This window comes from Candidatus Sysuiplasma jiujiangense (assembly GCA_019721075.1).
Taxonomy (GTDB): domain Archaea; phylum Thermoplasmatota; class Thermoplasmata; order Sysuiplasmatales; family Sysuiplasmataceae; genus Sysuiplasma; species Sysuiplasma jiujiangense.
Window position 1 is genome coordinate 253,858 of record JAHEAD010000001.1, and the last position, 21,082, is coordinate 274,939.

19 protein-coding genes are annotated in these 21,082 nt (G+C 47.2%); 6 read left to right on the top strand and 13 right to left on the bottom strand.

Annotation, left to right across the window (positions count from 1 at the left end):
* Nucleotides 1–10: 10 nt before the first annotated feature.
* Nucleotides 11–1,483, bottom strand: coding sequence for an AMP-binding protein (locus KIS29_01270; protein MBX8638954.1), 1,473 nt, complete (start codon nt 1,481–1,483; stop codon nt 11–13).
* A gap of 156 nt (nt 1,484–1,639) precedes the next feature.
* On the opposite strand from KIS29_01270, the gene KIS29_01275 reads away from it, so the two are divergent.
* A complete protein-coding gene (locus KIS29_01275) occupies nt 1,640–2,509 on the top strand; it encodes a S26 family signal peptidase (protein MBX8638955.1) in 870 nt (289 codons plus the stop codon).
* Here KIS29_01275 and KIS29_01280 read toward each other — a convergent pair whose 3' ends face one another.
* Nucleotides 2,510–3,772: an ORC1-type DNA replication protein gene (locus tag KIS29_01280; protein ID MBX8638956.1), complete on the bottom strand. Its 1,263-nt coding sequence runs from the start codon at nt 3,770–3,772 to the stop codon at nt 2,510–2,512.
* Between the two features lie 398 nt (nt 3,773–4,170).
* Nucleotides 4,171–4,551 (bottom strand): DUF3198 domain-containing protein, encoded by a 381-nt coding sequence (locus KIS29_01285; protein ID MBX8638957.1) that lies wholly within the window; start codon nt 4,549–4,551, stop codon nt 4,171–4,173.
* Nucleotides 4,552–4,683: 132 nt separating this feature from the next.
* Here KIS29_01285 and KIS29_01290 point away from each other — a divergent pair, with 132 nt between their 5' ends.
* The 3 genes from KIS29_01290 to KIS29_01300 are packed head-to-tail and all read left to right on the top strand — an operon-like array spanning nt 4,684 to nt 8,179.
* On the top strand, nt 4,684–6,078 hold the full coding sequence (locus KIS29_01290; protein ID MBX8638958.1) for a tRNA(Ile)(2)-agmatinylcytidine synthase: 1,395 nt from the start codon (nt 4,684–4,686) through the stop codon (nt 6,076–6,078).
* Between the two features lie 57 nt (nt 6,079–6,135).
* Nucleotides 6,136–7,335 carry a thiolase family protein gene (locus tag KIS29_01295; GenBank protein MBX8638959.1) on the top strand — a complete coding sequence of 400 codons (1,200 nt, stop codon included), beginning with the start codon at nt 6,136–6,138 and terminating at the stop codon, nt 7,333–7,335.
* A gap of 34 nt (nt 7,336–7,369) precedes the next feature.
* The gene (locus KIS29_01300) at nt 7,370–8,179 is read left to right on the top strand and encodes a 3-hydroxybutyryl-CoA dehydrogenase (protein MBX8638960.1); all 810 of its coding nucleotides are present in this window, start codon (nt 7,370–7,372) and stop codon (nt 8,177–8,179) included.
* Nucleotides 8,180–8,266: 87 nt separating this feature from the next.
* On the opposite strand, the gene KIS29_01305 is transcribed toward KIS29_01300, so the two are convergent.
* Complete coding sequence (locus KIS29_01305) at nt 8,267–9,754, bottom strand: glycosyltransferase (protein ID MBX8638961.1); 1,488 nt, start codon at nt 9,752–9,754, stop codon at nt 8,267–8,269.
* A 1-nt stretch (nt 9,755) separates the two neighbouring features.
* The gene (locus KIS29_01310; GenBank protein ID MBX8638962.1) at nt 9,756–10,385 is read right to left on the bottom strand and encodes a hypothetical protein; all 630 of its coding nucleotides are present in this window, start codon (nt 10,383–10,385) and stop codon (nt 9,756–9,758) included.
* Between the two features lie 159 nt (nt 10,386–10,544).
* Here KIS29_01310 and coaA point away from each other — a divergent pair, with 159 nt between their 5' ends.
* Nucleotides 10,545–11,507: a type I pantothenate kinase gene (coaA, locus tag KIS29_01315; protein ID MBX8638963.1), complete on the top strand. Its 963-nt coding sequence runs from the start codon at nt 10,545–10,547 to the stop codon at nt 11,505–11,507.
* Between the two features lie 40 nt (nt 11,508–11,547).
* Here coaA and KIS29_01320 read toward each other — a convergent pair whose 3' ends face one another.
* The gene (locus KIS29_01320; protein ID MBX8638964.1) at nt 11,548–12,111 is read right to left on the bottom strand and encodes an HPP family protein; all 564 of its coding nucleotides are present in this window, start codon (nt 12,109–12,111) and stop codon (nt 11,548–11,550) included.
* A 90-nt stretch (nt 12,112–12,201) separates the two neighbouring features.
* On the opposite strand from KIS29_01320, the gene KIS29_01325 reads away from it, so the two are divergent.
* Nucleotides 12,202–13,503, top strand: a complete 1,302-nt coding sequence (locus KIS29_01325; GenBank protein MBX8638965.1) for an MFS transporter — start codon at nt 12,202–12,204, stop codon at nt 13,501–13,503.
* Between the two features lie 25 nt (nt 13,504–13,528).
* On the opposite strand, the gene KIS29_01330 is transcribed toward KIS29_01325, so the two are convergent.
* The 7 genes from KIS29_01330 to KIS29_01360 form a co-directional block, all read right to left on the bottom strand.
* Nucleotides 13,529–14,779 (bottom strand): MFS transporter, encoded by a 1,251-nt coding sequence (locus tag KIS29_01330; protein ID MBX8638966.1) that lies wholly within the window; start codon nt 14,777–14,779, stop codon nt 13,529–13,531.
* Between the two features lie 79 nt (nt 14,780–14,858).
* On the bottom strand, nt 14,859–16,781 hold the full coding sequence (locus tag KIS29_01335) for a V-type ATP synthase subunit I (protein ID MBX8638967.1): 1,923 nt from the start codon (nt 16,779–16,781) through the stop codon (nt 14,859–14,861).
* Between the two features lie 19 nt (nt 16,782–16,800).
* Nucleotides 16,801–16,995 carry a hypothetical protein gene (locus tag KIS29_01340; GenBank protein ID MBX8638968.1) on the bottom strand — a complete coding sequence of 65 codons (195 nt, stop codon included), beginning with the start codon at nt 16,993–16,995 and terminating at the stop codon, nt 16,801–16,803.
* Nucleotides 16,996–17,124: 129 nt separating this feature from the next.
* The gene (locus KIS29_01345) at nt 17,125–17,298 is read right to left on the bottom strand and encodes a hypothetical protein (GenBank protein ID MBX8638969.1); all 174 of its coding nucleotides are present in this window, start codon (nt 17,296–17,298) and stop codon (nt 17,125–17,127) included.
* Nucleotides 17,299–17,946 carry a V-type ATP synthase subunit D gene (locus tag KIS29_01350; protein MBX8638970.1) on the bottom strand — a complete coding sequence of 216 codons (648 nt, stop codon included), beginning with the start codon at nt 17,944–17,946 and terminating at the stop codon, nt 17,299–17,301.
* Nucleotides 17,947–19,329 carry a V-type ATP synthase subunit B gene (locus tag KIS29_01355; GenBank protein ID MBX8638971.1) on the bottom strand — a complete coding sequence of 461 codons (1,383 nt, stop codon included), beginning with the start codon at nt 19,327–19,329 and terminating at the stop codon, nt 17,947–17,949. It abuts the gene before it with no gap.
* A gap of 2 nt (nt 19,330–19,331) precedes the next feature.
* Nucleotides 19,332–21,080: a V-type ATP synthase subunit A gene (locus KIS29_01360; GenBank protein ID MBX8638972.1), complete on the bottom strand. Its 1,749-nt coding sequence runs from the start codon at nt 21,078–21,080 to the stop codon at nt 19,332–19,334.
* Nucleotides 21,081–21,082 lie beyond the last annotated feature (2 nt).

Genomic DNA, 21,082 nt, shown 5'->3' on the forward strand with positions numbered 1-21,082 from the left:
CCTCATCAGCTTAAGTTTGTGTCTCCGGCCCCGTGTAGAGATCCTTGTATCCCTCACGAAGCTCCTTCTTCAGGATCTTCCCGCTGGCGTTGTGCGGAAGAGCATCAAGTACGATAATCCTCTTCGGCACCTTGTATCCGGCCATCCCTTGCCCGAGTTTTTCCAGCGTTTCAGAGATCACAAGCGTACGGTCCTTCTTCAATGTGACAAACGCTGTTACCGCTTCCAGCCAGTACGGATGAGGCAGACCTACAACAGCAGCCTCTGCTATGCGACTGTCACGCAGAATTTCTCTCTCAACTTCAACAGAGGAAACGTTTTCTCCGCCGGTCCTTATGATATCCTTTTTTCTGTCGACAAAATAAAGGAATCCGTCCCTGTCCCTTATAGCAAGATCGCCCGTGTGTACCCAGCCTTCACGGAAGGTATTTTTCGTGTTTTCCGGGTCATTGAAATAACCTTTTGCTACTGTTGGCCCTTTCATCAGTATCTCACCTGTTTCGCCTGGCCCGGCTTCGCTTCCGTCCTCCCTGACAATCCTGATTGAAATATTGACATGTGGCTTTCCAATGGACTCCTTCCTCGGACTGAAATCGGCGGGTTGAAGCGTAGTTCCCATCGGCGTCGTTTCCGTCATTCCATAATAGTTTCTCCACTGCACGCCCGGAAATACTTTTGACACAGCTTCGAACTGCGACTCACTAATGAACGCACCGAAACTTATACACTTCCTGACTGACAAAAGGGGGTCCTTCAGGACTTGTGAAAGCCCGATATAGAGTGTCGGCGGGAAGATAAGATAACTGACGTTATGCCTTCTTATCAGTTCAACTATTTCCGCAGGCTTGGGCGTTCTCTCGAGCACTATTGTCGCTCCAACGTTCATGAAGCCGAGAAAAGTGTACATGCCAGCCACGTGGTAAGCAGGTATGCTCAGCAGAAATGTGTCATGATGTTCCCAATTCAGATCGTGTACAGCGCTCAGAAGAGCGGCGTACCAGTTGAGATGTGTGTTCATCACACCTTTGGGTCTGGCCTCAGTTCCAGAAGTATACAGGAGTGTTGCAATATCGTCCGGTGCAGTTTCGCAGATAAAGTCATCCCTGCCTTCAATCCTGATTTTATCGAATTCGATTGCTTCTGTACCCATTTCGTGGAGGGTCTGATCGGAAAAAAGGAGCGCCGGGTTTGAATGTGAAACGAGGTCCCTGACCTCATTGATTTTCAGGTTGAAATTATATGGTGAGAATATGGCTCCCATCCGGCATGCTGCCATCCAGAGTTCAAGCATTTCCAGGCGGTTTTTGGAAAGCACAGCAATAATGTCACCCTGTTCTATTCCTTTACCCTTCAGGTACGACGTCCAGCCCAGCACCCTTTCTCTGAAATCCGAATAATTAATCTGGCTATCACCAAATATGATGAACGGTTTTGCCGGCCACTTCTCGGCAGAGCGGTCGAGAACTTCGGAGATGTTCAACATTGGTTTCTGGTAGTGTGCTATGCATTGTTACCATAAAATATTGTTGGCCCGTACCCTCATGAAAACGTTACTTGCCGGAGGCGGCAGTGCAAGAGATGTGTGGCATCATGCATTCACATATATAGCCAATGAACCGCTCAGGGTCCTGAAAAATTCATGGGAAAAGAAAGCTACAATCAATTTAGCGACACCATATTGAGTGTTGCGGCTGCCATGCTCGTTGTGGTAATAATTCTTGGAACCCTCTATCTTTATACTTCTAACTGGCCACCAATGGTTGTGGTGGAATCGGGAAGTATGCAGCACAGTTCAGATTTCGCCTATCTGGGCGACCTGAATATAGGCGACATGGTGCTTGTCAAAAAGGTTACCTCGGTTTCCCAGATAACAACATACGTTCAGGGTGAACAAAACGGTTTCTCTTCCTATGGCGAATTTGGAAATGTTATAATTTACAGACCATATGGGAACAGTTCAATACTCATAATCCATAGAGCTATAGTCTATCTTCAGTACAATTCCACCGGAGGCGGATTCAACATACCTTCGCTGGCCCGCCTGAATTATTCCGACTGGTTTGTCATTACCCCGACAGGCGACAAAAATTATGTAAGCAACGTAATTTACAATGTCGAAATAAAAAACGTTGGGTACCCCCATACTCCCGTCATAATACCTGTCAAGGAGATACTCAGAATAAACGCCCGATTCAGCGGCTTCATAACGATGGGAGACTACAATCACGCGCACTGGGGCGAAAATGCAACCGACCAGAGTCTTGGAATATTTCCAGATCCGGTTAAACTTCAATGGGTGGTAGGTGTTGCTACCGGTCTGCTACCATATTTCGGCCTTATCAAGCTATTTTTTGACGGAGGGATTCCCGCGGGCACTCCCCAAAACAGCATTTATGCTCTCGTCCTGATAATTGCAGGGGTTGTCTTTCTGGGCATCGGCACCCTTGAACTTATAGGATTTATCAAAAACAGGAGAGAGAAGAATAACGAACCAGAGACGAAGAAATGATCAGATTAGCGTCGTCTGTACCTTTGCTCCGGATGTTTTGTAAGCTTTAAGAAGTTCGTCGTCGACGAGTATGTCCCTTGTCTCATTGAGCGATACTGCGAGTTCAACTTCCTTCGTACGGCCACCCCTGCCGAAAGATCTTACCCTTGCCCTTAATATCCCCAGCATATCCAGCTCAGACAGCAGATCGCCTATCCTCCTCTGAGAAAGCGGAGTAACACCAACAGAATTGCAGAGACTGTGATAAACCTCATAAACGTCACCCGTTGTCATCACTTTCCTCTTTTCCGAGTGTATGACTATCGAAAGCAATAGTATTTTAGACTGATATGGAAGAGTCCTGAGGGTCTCAGACACGGTGTCCAGTTCTATCTTCTCTTTAGCCCTGTACACATCCGCCGAAGTTATCCTGGGCCGACCTTCCCGCTCTGCCGATTCCGCGGAAACCCTGAGGAGTTCAAGCGCCCTCCTGGCATCTCCATGTTCCTGAGCGGCAAATGCAGAGCAGAGTGGTATTACGTCCGGATCCAGTGTACCTTCGATAAAAACCATTCCCGCCCTCTCCCGAAGAATGTCCGAAAGTTCGCCGGCATCATATGGTGAAAAAACAATTCTTTCTTCACCTAGTCTGCTCCTTACTCGTGCATCAAGATAGTCTGTAAATTTCAAATCGTTTGCTATCCCTATTATCGAGAGTTTGGATTTGTGAAGATCGTCGTTTATTCTGGAAAGATTGTAAAGCAGGTCATCACCCGCTTTATAAACAAGCCTGTCAAGTTCATCGAGAACCACCACAACAAGGCTCCCGAGCTGGTCTATCTTCTCCTTGAAGAGCGAGTAAATTCTTTCCATGCTCCATCCATTGTATGGCGCTCGCTCATCGGGTTTATCTATAAACCCATTGACAATATGCTGTATCACACCGTAATTTGTATCGGCTTCGCAGCAGTTAACATAGACAAAGATTACATCGTTTGTTCTCATAGCTTTGGAAGCTTCTTTTGCAATAAATTTCACTGATGCAGTTTTTCCGGTTCCTGTCTTGCCGAATACCAGAACGTTCGAAGGGCGTTCTCCCTTCAGCCCTATAGATATGATGGCGGCAAGCTGATCTATTTCCCTTTCCCTGTGAGGGAGGTTGTCCGGTACATATGACGGTCTCAGTTTCTCTCTGTCATCCCTGAACAGTTGCAGTGCCGAAGAGTAGCGATCGAAGACATTTGCCTTTATCAATGACTCATGAACGACAGCATGTTCAGTCATCTAAAAATCCATATCTCCCACCGTTTCACCAAGGTAAGAGAACGGTAAAAATTCACCTATACTAAAAGCTTCTTTTTATCCTCCTCTTCGAGTAAATAAAAAACATTTTCTAGTGCTGTTCCAATAGCAAAACGTTCACGTTAAATTATAACATAATTATACATTAAACATTTTTAAAACAACAACTATAGAGTCCATGGTTTCCACTGGAAAAGGCTGTAATCTGCCTGTATCAATTAACTGTGTTATCGAAATCATATCCAAAAAGCTGTTAAGGTGTATTATTGAACAGGATCGACGTACAGATCAAAAAATATCTGGTACCATTGCCAGCTATAAAGCCAGCCACAGCATGATAGTATCAACATTCCAGTGGAAACCATGGACTCTATGAATGGCTACATTTTAAACTGTCTTTTTTTATCTATTACCATGTCTTCATATTTGCGTGGTAAAACCCATGCCAGATACTCTATATCGTCCAAGTTCTTGACGAATTTTGCTTTGCTGTCAACCCTGAGATATTTGATTAGATCATGCGTCTTCTTGACTGAATCCGCGAGCCACCAGGCTCCGCCGACCATTACAATGGGCCCTATGACCATTAGCCAGTATATCCAATTACCAAACGCCTTTATGGCCGGCTGAAACGGTAAAAGGTAGGCCGGGAGTGTGCCGACGAATATCCCGATCGATGCAATGAACGTTGCCAGTAGGCCAATCGCGAACAATAACGTCGACAGTTCGAACCTGTACTCTCTGCTGAATGATTTTGCCATGGTACACTACCATCGTTAACAGGCACGTTTCTTTAACTTTCGTACGTAACAGGTTCCAAGGCTATTTAAATCATGCACTTGTCAGTAAACATTGGATAATAAACTTAAAACATCCAACCCTCCATCAGTGAGATGCTGAAGACGGAACGGGAGAATATGGTGTTTTTCATCGGAGTTGATGATACTGATTCAGTGCATGGGATGTGTACAACATTCCTCATTACTGAAATAATCAGGGAACTGGGTTTTCCTGTCCTCTTTGGTTATCCAAAACTCGTCAGACTTAATCCGAATATTCCGTGGAAGACACGCGGCAACGGGGCTCTCGCACTGGGTATTGGTGGTGATCCTTCTACTTCTTTCAGAATAGGCGAACTCTCCGGCTCGCCTGTTTACATGTCCTTGAACAAATCAAAGGAAAACACCGACATCGAACCCATAAAAAGGCGTGTTTATTCGGTCGTAAACACCCTCTCACAACTGGATGATGAAAACACCAATCCGGGCTTGGTAATCAGCCAGAAAGAGATTGATTCCACTCTCTACTGGAAGGCGGTAAGGGGATTAGTTGAAAAAGACGAAGCCCTCGGGTATGCGAAATCGGTAAACGCAGCGACCTTTGAGTGGAAAAATGGGAGGGGAATTATTGGGGCTGCTTCCGCTCTGGCGTGGAAAGCACACAGGGCGACGTATGAAATCCTAAGTTACAGGAAGGAGGAGCTTATTGGCACAAAAAGGGAAGTAAACGACGGCGACGTTGCCAAACTGAGTAACTTATTTCCGACAACATTCAACAATTATGATGAGGAAACCAGGCATTCCTGCATTTACCCCGCCTCCCCATGTCCCGTGCTCTTTGGTATCAGGGGGACAGATCCGTCCGTTCTTCCTTCTGCGATGAACGCGGTGAGGAGCGAAACTCGTGACAGATGGATCATTTTTGAAACAAACCAGGGGACTGATGATCACATCGAAACACTCAGCGGGGCGCCGTCCCTCTTTCACTCATATCTAATTACAGGCCAGGTAACCACAAGGCCGGCTGTTGTGGAGGGCGGTCATGTCTTTTTCGGGATTACCACAGGGAATGGAATAACCATAGATTGTGCTGTATTTGAAGAGACCAAAAATCTCAGAACATGCGTCAGGAAATTGTATCCGGGTGATAGAGTATCAGTCTGGGGAGCTTTCAAGCCAAACGCGCGCGATGTGGGAACCGGGATGCTGAACCTCGAAAAGTTTGCACTGATCGCCGTTGCGCCACGTTTCATAAAGAAAGGCAACCCGGTCTGTGAAAGTTGCTGCAGGAAAATGGAATCTGCGGGTAAGGGGAAAGGGTACAGATGCAGGAAATGCGGAACAAAAGCGAGGTTTCCGCAGACGGCTTTGGCTGAATCTGATTTGAAGGAGGGTGTTTATTCTGCGACAGCATCCTCGAGGAGACACCTTTCTATGCCGGTTGAACTGATGGAAAAGGAATATCTCACTGCGGTAGGGAAAGAGGCTACACACTGGCAGCAAAAGTAAATTAGCTGCACTCTGCAAAACAATAACTATATTTGCATGAATATGAAGGTGATTACAATGGCTAAGAATGGGCGCAGGTTTGAGGAAGCGTTTGTCGTCTCAGCCGTAAGGACCCCCGTAGGTAAATTTGGTGGCATCTACAGGGAAACAACCGCTATTAAGTTAGGAACAGCGGTTGTCCGCCACGCTATTTCCGAGGCAGGCATTTCAGCTGAGGATGTTGAGGAAGTCATCCTGGGAAATGTATTGCCTGCGGGTCTTGGTCAGTCACCTGCGAGGCAGTGTGCGATACATTCTGGAGTTCCCCTTTCCTCGGGATCCTTTTCTGTCAACAAGGTCTGTGGCTCTGGATTGAAGGCGATTATGCTTGCAGCCAATTCTGTGAGGGCTGGAGAAAACGGCATTATAGTCGCCGGCGGCATCGAGAACATGAGTATGTCTCCCTATATTTCCAAATCCGCCCGCTGGGGAAGCAGGTACGGCAATAGCGAACTCCAGGACTCTATGATAGTGGACGGTCTCTGGGACGCCTACAATAATTTTCACATGATGATAACGGGAGAAATTGTTGCGGAGCGCTTCAACGTATCACGTGAGGAAGCAGACACATTTGCATACGGCAGCCAGAAAAAAGCCCTTAAGGCTACAGAGGAGGGCTATTTCAGAGAGGAAACCGTTCCAATGGATATAACGAAGGATGGAAAACAGATGGAGATTGTAAGGGATGAAGGCATAAGACCAGATACAACACTTGAAAAACTGGCGGCACTGAAACCCAAATTCAAGGAGAATGGTATTTGCACGGCTGGAAATTCATCACAGCTCAGCGACGGTGCTTCAGCAGTTGTTATAATGTCAGAAAGTAGGGTTGAGGAAATGGGGATAAAGCCTATTGCCAGGATAGTTGACTACATCACCGGCGGAACGAGACCCGAATGGGTTATGGAGGCGCCTATAGAAACGACAAGGAAGCTCCTCAAAAGGAATGATATGGACATAGACTCTATAGACCTTGTCGAACACAATGAAGCTTATGCCTCCGCAAGTGTGGCTGTAAGGAAGGCACTGGGGATAGATAAAAGGAAATTCAACATTACTGGCGGTGCGGTTGCCCTCGGCCATCCGCTTGGTGCAAGTGGTGCGAGGATCACTACAACCCTCCTGCACAACATGAAAAGACTGAAAAGGGACAGCGGGCTCTCAACACTTTGCCTTGGCGGCGGGAACGCGGTCTCGATGTTGTTCGAGAGGTGTTGATTTGCCTGCGATAGGAGTAGTCGGGCTTGGCACGATGGGAACAGGTATTGCACAGGTCTGCATAGAGGCAGGTTATGATGTTGTCGCACTTGACGTAAATCAGTCTATTGTTGACGGTGCAATTGCGAAGATAAGGAAAGGCATTGACAAAAGGGTTGAAAAGGGACTGATGGACGCTGCTGCCGCAGGCAAAGCGCTGAATAGGTTAACCGGGACCGTCTCATTTAGCGATATTTCATCCTGTTTCATGGTCATCGAAGCTGTTTTTGAGAAACTGGATGTGAAGAGCAGGGCCATTTCGAGGATAGCCGACTCAGTCAGCGACGAGGCTGTGATCGGGACGAATACATCGTCCATTTCAATTACACTGCTTTCCAGAAATGCCAGGATCCCCGGTAATTTTCTCGGCATGCACTTTTTCAATCCTGTTGCGCTGATGCCGATTGTTGAAATAGTAAGCGGACTGGAAACTTCAGAACACTCGCTTTCGATCGCAAAAACAGTTGCAAAAAGGATGGGAAAAGAAACAGTCGGGGCAAAGGACTATCCGGGTTTTGTTTCAAACAGGATACTCATGCCAATGATCAATGAAGCGGTCTTTGCACTGATGGAGGGTGTTTCAAGCCGGGAGGGTATTGACAGGATAATGAAACTCGGTATGAATCATCCCATGGGTCCCCTTGAACTGGCGGATTTCATCGGTCTTGACATTTGCCTGGATATAATGAATGTTCTACATGCCGGATTTGGGGATTCGAAATATCGTCCTGCCCCTTTGCTGGTGAACATGGTAAACGCAGGTAAACTCGGGAAAAAGAGCGGCGAGGGTTTTTATAAATACTGATAGTATGCTTTCTGCAAGCTAACAACACAGGCAGCAACTCATCTCAAACTAGTTGAGCGCCACTAGTGTGCAAATGCCCCCTCACTCTCAGGTTGCTGATGCAGAAACATCCCCGTTCTCCCCTGTTTTGGTTTTTGCAAGCGCAGAATAAAGACCTATGGCCATCGAAATAGCAATCCAGACAGCCCAGAATATGTTAACATAGTAAGGGAGGGGATCGGCCGAGTGCATTAGCCTCACTAAACCGATGACTATGCTTGCTGAAATTATTGCAAAGGTAAGGATGTTCAGTGAAAGGGCTCTGATCCCCACTGCTCCTGGTTTCTTTGATGTTACGTTGAATGGCTTTTTCTTACGCATCATCCAGTTTAGGAACGAGGTGGTGATTACCCAAAAATCGAGCATTTCAACACCCTGATGCAGCATTGCCCCTTTAAAGCCGTAATCTTTCCCCCCCACGATTATTGTGATTGCCATGGCCGCAAAGAAGAAAGGTATGAATACGGCAGCATAGAACAGAAAACTCACGGACATGTAAGCCAGCCCCAATGCAAGAAAAACAATCGGCGCAATTATTTCAATGAGAGTCATGGGGCCTTCCTTCAGCCAGTAAAGATCTCCGAAGAGGAAATCAGCAAACTGCCGGAACGAAATGTTGCTTTTAAGCATGGGGGCAAGAAGCTGAAAGCCTCCAAGACTCCATCTGGCCTGCTGGGAGAAAAATGACTTAGCATCCATCGGCGGGACACCGTAATAAACAAGATCTTTGTCCAGGTATACACCATGATATCCTCTCTCTATTATTCTCAGCGAAGTGGCGATGTCCTCTGTAACTGTGTCCTCCCGGAAATAGCCGGCTTCTGCAACCGCTTTCAGTCTGAAAGCGGTCCCGCTTCCAAGGCTGAATGTGGAATCCGCTGTCGATCTGCCGTTCATTACTATATGAAGGAAAGGCAGCTGCATGTAATTGGCCGCACGGGCGATCAACGTATTGTTTTCCGAATATTTTTGAGGAAGCTGCACGAAGCCCACAGTTTCATCATTGAAAATTTGAAGTATTTCGTCGAAGAACGAGGAAGTGGGACGCTGGTCTGCATCGAATAATGCGAATATGTCGATATTGTTGAGTGTCCTCAGGATATCGTTAATTGCACCAGCCTTGTAACCTCTCCTGTTATCTCTGTGCACATACTCCACGTTTAGCAGTTTGCAGTATTTCCGCAGTTCCTCCGATTTAGCTCCGTTGGTGGAGTCATCGGCCACAATGACTCTTCCTCCGCCTGTAGCCAGCTTGACCGAAATAATGGTATCCCTGACCAATGAAGGCTCTTCATTGTAACTGGCGATGACTGAACACACCCTGTAAATTTTTGGCGTGTAGGTCTGAGAATTAACTGTTTTCCGTTTCCTCCCGTACTGCCATAGGAAGTAAAGGAAAGAAAGGATGCTGATTTCGCTTCCCAGCAGGACAAGGTATGTCAGCGGTACGTAGTATGCTTCCGGGCTGACAAACCATGAAAATGGAACAGGCGCAATGAATATTGAAACAAAAAAAGAGATGTTTACTGCCCGCATCTCATCTCAACTGTTCACAAAAACTTTCTTCTTCCTTCTTGAAAAGTTTTATTCCTTTGTCTGAAGATGCAAGAATTATCTTGCTCAGCGCATCAGTGATATCCTCTGTAATTATTAGGAATGAGAACCTGGATCCCTCGGTCATGTTTATTTTTTTCATATCTGTATAGAGTGCTCTTACAAAACTCCTGATAATCAGGTTGCTTTCTGTCATTGCGGTAATGGAGATCGGTATAAGGTCAAGAAGGTTGAAGAGTATGAGTGTGCCGGCATTATGCTTCTTCATAGCCAGGTATATTTCATTGAAGAGCTCTTTTTCATATTTTCTTATACCTTCAATGTCGTTTGTTCTGTACCTTCTGGAACTGAGCGATTCCGAGAAAATTTCAAACTCAATATTTTTCATATTCCTCGGATCTATTGTTCTCTTCGCCCTCTCCATTTCTGTGATGTCGGTCAGCAGTATGAGCGTTCTTCTGTAAATCGGGACAGCAGGAAACGCGATCCAGTCGACAAAGGACCACAAATTGCTGCCGGGATCCCAGAATACGGTAGTAACCGCCGGCTGAAGCACCGTGAATGCAATGTCTTCATTGGAAAAGTTTTTCGAAACCTTGTAAATAGAACTCATCCGGCAGTTCTTCGGCAATACTGTATTTTAGCTTTATCCCTCCTTTATCAACAATGAAAAAAGGTACCGCCGCCATTTTCCGGGCGAAATCAGCGTCCGGCAACATTTGCTCAATCAGTCAAGATATTAAATATTAAATGCCAATAGAAGCACGTACACATGGAAACAGCAAAGCCCCAGTCGTCTGATGAACACACAACATACATTTCCTTCTCCCGCCAGGAGTGGAAGAAGCTCAGGGATTCGACGCCTCTCACACTTACTCTTGCGGATCTTGAGAATATACGGGGAATAAACGAAATGATTTCTCTGGAGGAGGTTGTTGATGTTTACCTTCCCTTGTCGAGATTGCTCAACCTTTATTATCTGGCTTCTCAGCGGCTTTATGAGGCAAGGAGAACATTTCTCGGTAGAGTCGACGACCGGGTCCCCTTCATTATAGGGATTGCAGGGAGTGTTGCGGTGGGAAAGAGCACCATTTCAAGGCTGCTGAAAACACTTCTGTCGAAGTGGCCGGAATCTCCCAGAGTGGAGCTTTTGCCGACGGATGGTTTCCTTTATCCAAACAGCGAACTGAAAAAAAGGGGCGTTATGAACAGGAAGGGTTTCCCTGAGAGCTACAATCTTAAGGAACTTATTCATTTTCTCTATGAACTCAAGTCCGGCAACGCAAATCTGAAGGTTCCCGTTTACAGTCACATACGTTACGACATTGTTCCGGGTGAATTTACGGTTGTAGATTCACCGGACATTGTCATACTCGAGGGCCTCAACGTTCTCCAGACCAGAAGCATTCGCCATTCGAAGGAACCGGAGCTTATGGTTTCTGATTTTTTTGATTTTTCAATTTACATTGATGCCGACGAGACCTACATCAAAAGGTGGTTCACAGAGAGATTCGGCGTATTGAGGGACACAGCATTCAGGAGGAAGGATTCCTATTTTCACTCATTCGCCAGGCTCTCGCAGGAGGAAACGGAGATCACCGCTTCCAGAATATGGAACGAGATAAACGCAGTTAATTTAAGGGAAAATATTGCGCCCACAAGGTACCATGCGCACCTTATACTGGAAAAGGGCGAAAATCATGAGATCCTTGGCGTCAAGATGAGGAAGATTTGAAAGATCAGCAGTCAGGACAATAATGGGTTGGTGTAAATTATCATTCTCGTGCCATACCGAAGTCCTCCTCAATTTTGTACACTGTTTTTTCAAGAATTGTCCTCATGAGGGATACCGCAGCAACCCCAACGACTATGACCAGCAGTCCGTACAGGCCAACTCTGCCGATAACAAAGACTATGCCTATTGCAACTGCTGGCGGGTGCTCTAACCCTGCTATCACAATAATGAAAGAAATGAGCATTTCAACTACCGCAACTGTGTAATAAACACCTGCGGCCGGGATCAGCAGTGTTCCGCCTAAGCCAGCTACTGCCGCGACAAAGTAGCTGCCTGCAAATTTGTATATTTTCGCATGCCTGCTCCGGGGAAACATGTATAATATGAAAGCACTTGAGCCAAAGGAAGCGAATATGACAAGTCTGGATCCCTCGCCTATCAATAGATGTGTTTTGACGATGTTTATTATAAATGCAAGAACCGCAACAGTGATGCCGATCATGATCGAAGGTATGATGCTGCCACGTATCGGCGCTGGAATCCGTGAACCACTCGTGTAATCCGTTTTGACCGCTTCCTGAATCCTGTGAATGTGCTGTTGCATGTTCCACATATGAACTTATGGAAACACAGACAGGATAACAGGGGCATAAAGTATAAGTTATTCAGTCAATTGTACAGCCGGTCTGTCCGGTTGAATTCCCACAAACCTTTGGTATACAGTGAATCACATAGGGTGATTTTTGCCGCATGGCTTGGATGGCTTATGGACGGCTATGTAAGCATAAGCTATCTTATTCAGGCATCCGTTGTGAGTGTTCTCTTCTTCCCCGGCAGTTTCAGCATTGGATATTTTCTTGCGTTTGGAGTCAACGGCATAGCCAGGGCAATAGGCTCGATACTCCTTGGAAATTTCATAGGTGACAGAATAGGCAGGAAGAAAATGCTCGTCGTCTCGGTTGGTCTTTTCTCAATATCCACTGCCTCTCTGGGCATTCTGCCGACCTACAGGGAAGGCGGAATTGCCGTCTCAATCACCGTCTTTATCCTTCTCTTCCTGATGGGTATCTTCGCCGGAGCGGAATATGGCGGCGGTACTGCATTGTCAATGGAGAGCGTCCCGCCTGAGAAGAGGAATCTGTACGGTGCGTTCGTTCAGAGCGGCTTCGGCTTCGGTTATCTCATTCTGTCAGGTGTTTTTGCCTTCCTCAGCGCTGTCTACGGCCCTTCATATAGCATCATAGGATGGCGTGTTCTCTTTCTGTCCACCTTGATACCTGGCGCGCTTACATTCCTGATCAGGGCATTTACGCCTGAATCGCAGGTCTTTGAGGAAACGGAAGCTAATGAAGGGCTGGAGAAGACACCTGTAGTTAAGCTTTTTCAAGATATGTGGGGCAAACTCGCAATAGTTGTCGCAATCACCGCAGGCCTACTTTACATCAATACCTCCACATTTTCGCTGTACCCTTACATACTGGGAACAGTCAATGGATTTGGTGGCACCACTATTGGATTGCTTCTGCTGGTCGTCAACCTGATATCTGTCGTAGGTGTAATTCTTGGCGGCCTTTACGCCGGAAGGAACAGGAACAGAATCCGATTCATTCTTCTCTACACGCTTATATTCCTGGCGGTTTCCGTACCGGTTGATATTGTAGCTTTCGGCAGAAATGTTATCACCACAGGCATTGCTTTTTCCATACAGGCATTTGTTGAAGCAATGATATTTTCTACACTCCCTGCATTCATGTCGGAGGCATTTAGTAAAAAGTACAGAACAACTGCGGTTGGTCTTGCATATAATCTTGGCTCGACATTCGGCGCGTTTGCGATTGTCATTGCACCCCTGAGTGCAATCGCACTCGGGTGGCCAGTCGCATGGATATCCAACCTTCTGATAGCAGGCATTGTCCTTTTTGGTGCTGCTTTTGCGTCTGTCTACGCAATGAGCTCCAGGGCCGGGAAGGAGAACGTGGATATGATTTTAGAGTAAAGATGCCCCTTTTCTGCCGGAGAACTCAATGCTCCTCCGCTCTTCCGGCATTCCTGATTTTTCCCGTGAAACAGAGCAATGATGCAGCTGTTGTGGCTGCCGCAAGTGCAGCAAATGAAGCGTAAAGGCTGCCCAGCACCCACCGTTCACTCAACAAAACAATTATCAGAGGACTCATTGCTGAACCCAGGCCCACAGACATCCATGCCAGGCTGCTCCCTAGGTATCTGTCGTCTCCGGAAACCATATGTGTTGCAATGGGAAAGAGAATCGGAAAGCCGCTGAACGCAGCCAGGCTGAAAAATCCCAGGGTAACGACATCGAGATATATGTTGTACGGATACAGAAGGAAGAGCAATACGAAGATGCCGGAAATCAGTGTTGTAAGAAAAAGTGTCTTCACCCTTCCGATCCTGTCAGAGACAAGTCCAACAATGATCTGTCCTGCAATTGGCAGAGCCATTATTGCCGTCATTGTGAGACCCAGATTGATGCCGTAATGTATTATCCCCTCCTCAATGAAGAAAGTCGGAAGGTATAACACGACGCCGGTGGACTCCAGATTTCTTATTATGCTCATCGCAAGCAGGGGCCAGATCTCTTTTGTAAGTCTGGCGGAATCGCGGATTCCTGTCCTCTTTACCGCCGCGGTTTTATCTGCTGAAGGCATCAGATGGGATTTTCGAGAGAAGTATATTTCCATTGGAAGTGCGGCAACTATGCATGCGGCTCCGAGTATTATCAATCCGCCATATAGCTTCTCAAGCACAAATGCAGCCACGGACAGTGTAAGGAACAGTGATCTGCCCAGGCTCCCGGCGGAACCGTTGAGACCCAGTGCGAGACCCAGTTTATTCTCAGGGAAATTATTCTGCACAACGCTGCTTCCGATTGGATGGTAGTAGCTTGACCCGAATCCGGCGAGACATGCGGAGAGCACAACACCCACATATGCCGCCATGCCAAATCTCTGTATCATGGATATCGAAATGCCCATTGCCGCGATACCTGCTCCGAGTATGGTAAGCCCCTCGCCCATGCCCTTTTCAATCTGTCCCCTGTTTTTTGTTGCTGAGACAGCAACAGGGCTGGCGAACGAGGAAAAGAGATAAAAGCATGTTACAACGGCTGCAAGTTCGAAACTCCCTGATACGTAGTAAGCAAGCGGCGGGAGCAGTACTGGAAATATCGCGCTCTCTCCGTCATTTATGAAGTGCGCCGCCGATGTTGTGGCCAGGATTGTGAGATTCCAGCTGAAACTTCCTTCCCCTCTCATTAAATTCTCCGCCATTTCCGGAACCGGTTGAGGTCAGTTTCAGACAGGGTGCGCGTGCCGGCCGCCGAATTCCCAGCCTCTATTTCTGCCTGATTGTGTCGAGGTCAAACTGTTTTATCGTATAATTCCTGGGGCTGGAGAATGGTCTGAAATATCTGCCGTTTCCCTTGTAAAATTTGGAGAAGAATTCCACATAAAGCAGACGCGCTCCCTGTATACCCGATTCAAATACAGCTATGATCAGGTTGAACATCTGGCCGACGACGACGATTATTATGCCCACCGGTATAAGCAGCGGATTGGTCTTTATAACGCTCAGTGATATGTTGATGACGCTAGCCAGTATAACGGACGCAAGGAGTATTCCGACTATCCTTGTGTACGACAGAATGTGACTTATTATTGAGGGTATTTCCATTGCTCCCATTGTCCCCTCCGAAGCAATGATCGTTATTCCTCCCGCGATTATGAGTGCCACCGGAACCGATGTGGAAACGTTCGAGAAACTGATTGGGATCCTGTGTAGCAGATTTAAACCGAAAACAGCTATCCCCCACGCAAACGCAAGCCAGCCGAATTTTGCTATTATTCCCTTCCTGTGTCCCAGCGTGTGTTCGTTTATTGCTCCAAGAATGAGCCCGAAAGAAACAATGCCCAGGCCAATGTACCCGGAAACAAGAAGCAGTTTGGCGAGACCGGGTTCAACGCCAAATACCGTGAACGGAAGAACTGCAAAGCCAAAAAATTCATTGAAGAGGAGACCGACGGCTATGGCAACTATCGAAGATGGAATCAGCGCTTTTGCGAGTGTCCTGAGCGCGTTTGGACCCATTATCATAAGGACGAAGCGACTCAGAAACCTCGGAATATGGCTCTTAGCTACCGGATGGTCAAGCCTGTGTATGATAAAGAGTGATATCAGGAGTATTGCAAGCCCGTATCCCCAGTCTCCAACCATGAGCCCGAAAAACAGAGGAAAGACAATTGCAAAGACCAGAGTAGGGTCGATCTCGTACTCCTTTGGGAGTGAGTAGAACCTTATGAAAAACTCGAACAGTCTGATGTGCCTGGAGTTCCTGAAGAGCGTCGGAGGCTCTTCATCTGTGTTTATTTGTGACAGTATGACATTGCCTCCTGACGCCTCCTCGAGCACTTCAGAGAGCAAACTGTAGTGCCTTGCCGGTATCCATCCTTCCAGAACAAATACAGACTTTGTTCCGGAAAGCTTTTCGGAGACTTCATATTTCTTGACTTCTATCTCCAGCTGTTCCCTTATCTGGGCTATTGGCGAATAGTATTTCTCCGAAATCTCGTTGAGCCGATTTGAAATCTTTTGCAGCTCCGATTTCTTATCCGCAGTCAGTCTTTTCGTGTTTTCAATGAATGCTTCCGGCATTCCTTCCATTGCGGGGATGGAAATAAGTTCAAAACTGTTCTCATTCGCAATCTTACCGAGATCTCCTACCTTTCCAGCAGGGACAGCAATCAGGCTGGAACCATCGGGCAGCGCCTTTATGACGGCGTCTGAAATCGTGGCTCTCACCATCCCTCCTACGTCCACTTCTTCCTTCGTGCTTGCTATGAAGCTCGTAAAACTGCTGCCGCTGAAAACCGAAAGGTCATAATCAATGCCGGACAGCATTTGAGCGATATCCCGCCTGTTTTCCAGATCACGAAGTTCGGCATTGATGCCGTTCTCCCTCTCCCTTAGATGCTTTATTTCTTCATCAATGTCTATTGAGGAGGCTGCGCCTAACAGTTCCTGTATGGACTGAAAGAACTTCCTGTCATTCACTCTTTTCCGTGGAAGCGCATTTTCGAGCCCCCTGAATCTCAGGAGTTCTCTGCTGAGCATCTCATAACTCTCGGTAGCCTCGTTTCTGCTTAGGTACGGGGAGGCATCATCTCCAACCTCTTCGAGTTGCATAATACCGATATCATGCAGCGCAGTAATCACTGTCTTCCTTGCGCTGTTTGAGCCTATAACCCTGATTCTTATGATCTTTTCAGATCTCAGCACATCATTCACCCAGGTACTCAAGTATGAGGTTGCCGACCATCTTCTCTATTTCCCTTGCCGTAATTTTAAGTTTTATGCCTTCAGCCCTTCTCTTCGCCTCTTCAATAATGGAATTGCATTTCTCCAGCACCTCGCGTCTCTTCTTCTCGATTGCATCTTTGTATTCGTTTCTTGTCTTCAGTATGACTTCGTCCACTTTTGACTGGAGCGACTTCTTTAGAATCTCTAACTCCTCCTCTTTCTGTCGCTGCAGTTCCTGCAGTTCCTTTTCAACTGCTGTTTCCCTTTCCCTGATGGTTTTCAGTATCTCTATGTCGCCCGTAATTTAAAACACCCTTGCCATGATAAACAAAGTTATTGCAATCGCAATTACCGGATTGAGCACGAAGGTCGCAGTCCTTATCCGGACGAATGTCCTGAGTCTTCTGTTCTTCCTGAGCATTTCAGTCGTGATTCTGACTTCTGGATAGAAATGTCTTGCTTTGTATTTCAGTTGCATTCAAGCAGCCTCCGCAGTCTCTTCCCTCATTACCAGTTTCTTCTTAATTACTTTGAGTGTCGTGAATGTGTCTCTCTCGATCTCATCGAGTCTCATTCTAATCATCTTTGCCGCTGCGCTCAGCTGTGGAATGAGCATGTTCTCAATTGCGTTCGACCGTCTTTTTGTCTTGTCTATCTCCTGAAGAAGTCTTCTCATTGCATTCTCCTTTTCCGCAATTTCGATCATGGATGAAAAAACCTTTTCGAACTGTTTGATCGCATCGTTGACTGCCGAAGGAACAGATGTCGCTCTGTAGAGTGGGGTAAGCACAGTTGTTCCAGCTTTGAAGGAAACTTGCGGCACCCTTACACCCATGACATTCTTTGCTCCCACTCCGACGTTGAAATTTGCGGACATCTGCGCAACTCTTTCAATTTCCATCGCACCGTTGATCAGTTCAGCCTCCCTGACCGAAGCGATGGCTCTTCCGACATCGTCTCTAAGGTTTTCTCTCAGTCCTCTGATCGTCCTGCTGATATTGAAAAACTCCATTACGAGTGCGTTCCTCTTCATTTTGAGCAGATCCAGACCTCTCTTTGCAAGCCTGATTCTCCTGTTTGTTCGAATGAGCTCAATCCTTGTGGGCTTGATCTGCTGTGCAGGCAATCATGACCCCCTCCATTTTCCGTATTTGCCTATGAATTCCTTCTTTACTCTCTTCATTTCCGTTTCTGGAAGCACGCTGAGCAGTTCCCAACCCAGATCCAGTGTTGTCTCAATGGATCTGTCTTCATAAACACCCTGCCGGACGAATCTGTCTTCGAATTCATCGGCGAATTTCAGGTATAGCCTGTCGTTGGCCCCCAGTGCCTCTTCACCGACTATCGCACTCAGAGAACGCAGGTCCTTTCCGTTTGCATAGGCTGAATAAAGCTGATCTGCCACTCCCCTGTGATCTTCTCTCGTTCTCCTGGAGCCTATTCCCTGGTTCATCAGTCTGGACAGCGAGGGCAGGACGTCGATAGCGGGATATATCCCCTTCCTCTGCAGGTCTCTGCTTAGAACGGTCTGACCTTCGGTTATGTATCCTGTCAGGTCCGGTATCGGGTGCGTAATGTCGTCTCCGGGCATCGTCAGTATCGGTAACTGTGTTATTGAGCCATTTTTCCCTCTTATCTTGCCGGCGCGTTCATATATGGTGCTCAGATCAGTGTACATGTAGCCGGGGTAGCCTCTCCTCCCGGGCACTTCTTCCCGGGCAGCCGAAATTTCTCTCAGAGCTTCACAATAGTTTGTCATGTCCGTAAGGATGACGAGTATGTGCATTTCTCTCTCATAAGCAAGGTACTCGGCTGTAGTCAGAGCGACCTTGGGAAGGATTATCCGCTCCATTGAAGGATCCGATGAGAGATTGAGGAACAGTACAGCTCTGGAAAGCGCCCCTGTGTTCCTGAACTCATTTATGAAGTAATTTGCCTCCTCACTTGTTATTCCCATTGCGCCGAATATCACGGCAAAGCTCTCCCCCTTTCCTATTACCTTTGCCTGTCTGGCAATTTGTGCGGCAACCATGTTGTGTGAAAGCCCTGATCCCGAGAAGATTGGGAGTTTCTGTCCTCTTACAAGCGTGTTCATTCCGTCTATTGTGGAAACGCCGGTCTCAATGAACTCTGACGGTTCTTCACGCGAGTAGGGGTTGATCGCGTTACCAACGATCTCGATATTTTCTTTGCTGACTATCTGCGGCCCACCGTCTACTGGTGCCCCAAGACCGTTGAATATCCGTCCTAGCATTTCATCGGAGACATTAATCCGTGCCGTGCTGCCGGAGAATTTCACCTTGGTTCTGCCTATATCAAGACCCGAAGTGGCACCGAACACCTGGACTACGGCAAGTCCTTTGCCTGTATCCAGGACCTGTCCGGTCCTCGTTGTACCGTCTGCCGTGGTGATCTCGACAAGTTCATTGTATGCGGCATTCTGTACATTTTCGACAAAAAGGAGAGGTCCCGATATCTGTGATATTGACTTGTAGCTAACTCCGGGCATATTCAAACCTCCAGTCCAGCAACAGAATTCCTGATTTCCTCTATCAAACCCTCGTAGTACTGCTTGAATTCGCTGTCCCTGATTTCCTTCATCCTCGATATCTTTTCCCTCACTGGAAGAGATGAAAGTTTCTCCATTGTCACGCCTCTGTCAATAGCCTCGTTCTGTCTTTTTGACATCTCAATAATAGTCTTCAGCATACCGTACTGCTTGCTTGTTGAACAGAAGGAGTCGACTTCATCGAAAGCACTCTGCTGAAGGAAATCCTCACGAATCATTCTCGCAACATCAAGTATTGCTTTTTCCTTCTCCGGCAGTGCATCATATCCCACGAGCTGTACGACTTCCTGCAATTCCGCCTCTTTCTGAAGTATCCCCATCGTGTCAGAGTATACTGATTGCCAGTCCCTGGACACATTTTCTTCATACCATCTGGACAGCTCCAGCTGGTAAAGAGAGTAGCTGTTCAGCCAGTTGATCGAAGGAAAGTGTCTCCGTGAGGCCAGAGAGGAATCAAGCGCCCAGAAGACCCTTGTGACGCGTAAAGTGTTTTGTGATACAGGCTCAGATACGTCGCCTCCGGGTGGAGAAACCGCTCCGACTATCGTCACTGAGCCGTATCTCTCGTCAGGTGAAACAACTCTGGAACTCCCTGAGCGTTCATAAAATTCCGAAACTCTTCTGCCCAAGTATGCCGGATAACCCTCTTCACCCGGCATCTCTTCAAGTCTCCCTGAGATCTCCCTCAGCGCTTCGGCCCATCTGGATGTGCTGTCGGCCATGAGTGCAACGTCATAGCCCATGTCCCTGTAATACTCGGCGATTGTAATGCCTGTGTAGATACTCGCCTCCCGGGCTGCGACGGGCATGTTGGACGTATTGGCTATCAGCACAGTCCTCTCCATAAGCGGTTTCCCGCTCTTTGGGTCAAGCAGCTCAGGAAAGGTTGTTAGTATTTCCGTCATCTCATTGCCGCGTTCCCCGCATCCGACATAAACGACAACATCACTGTCTGACCACTTCGAAAGCTGGTGTTGTACGACCGTCTTTCCAGATCCGAACGGTCCTGGCACGGCAACAGTCCCTCCTTTTGCTACAGGGAAAAGGGCATCTATTACTCTCTGTCCGGTAACAAGCGGAACAGAGGGGGGAAGTTTATTCACCACCTTCCTTGCAACTCTTACAGGCCAGTCCTGCTTCAGTCTGACCGCTACCGGGCCCTTTTCGGTCCTGACTGATGTAAGTTCGTCTGATACTGCGTAGTCTCCTTCTTTCAGCTCGTCTATGACACCGCTAATCCCAAATGGTACCATTATTTTGTGATTTATCAGGCTTGTCTCCTGGACTTCCCCGATAACCTGCCCTTCGCTTACTCTGTCTCCCCTCTTTACAAGTGGTTTGAATGCCCACTTTTTTGTCTCATCAAGGGGACTGGCGGAGAATCCTCTTCTGATAAAATCACCGCTCTTCTCCCTGATTATATCAAGCGGTCTCTGGATACCGTCATATATGGATTTGAGAAGACCGGGTCCAAGCTCAACTGAAAGGGGTTTTCCCACATTCTCGACCTTCTCTCCGGGTCGCATGCCGCTGGTGTCTTCATACACCTGGATAGTCACTTTGTTTCCGGTAATTCTGATAACTTCGCCTACCAGGCCCAGATCGCCTACCCTTACAACGTCGTACATTCTGGCGTCTGAAAGGTCTTCAGCGATAACAACCGGTCCTGATACTCTAGTAACTTTTCCCATTT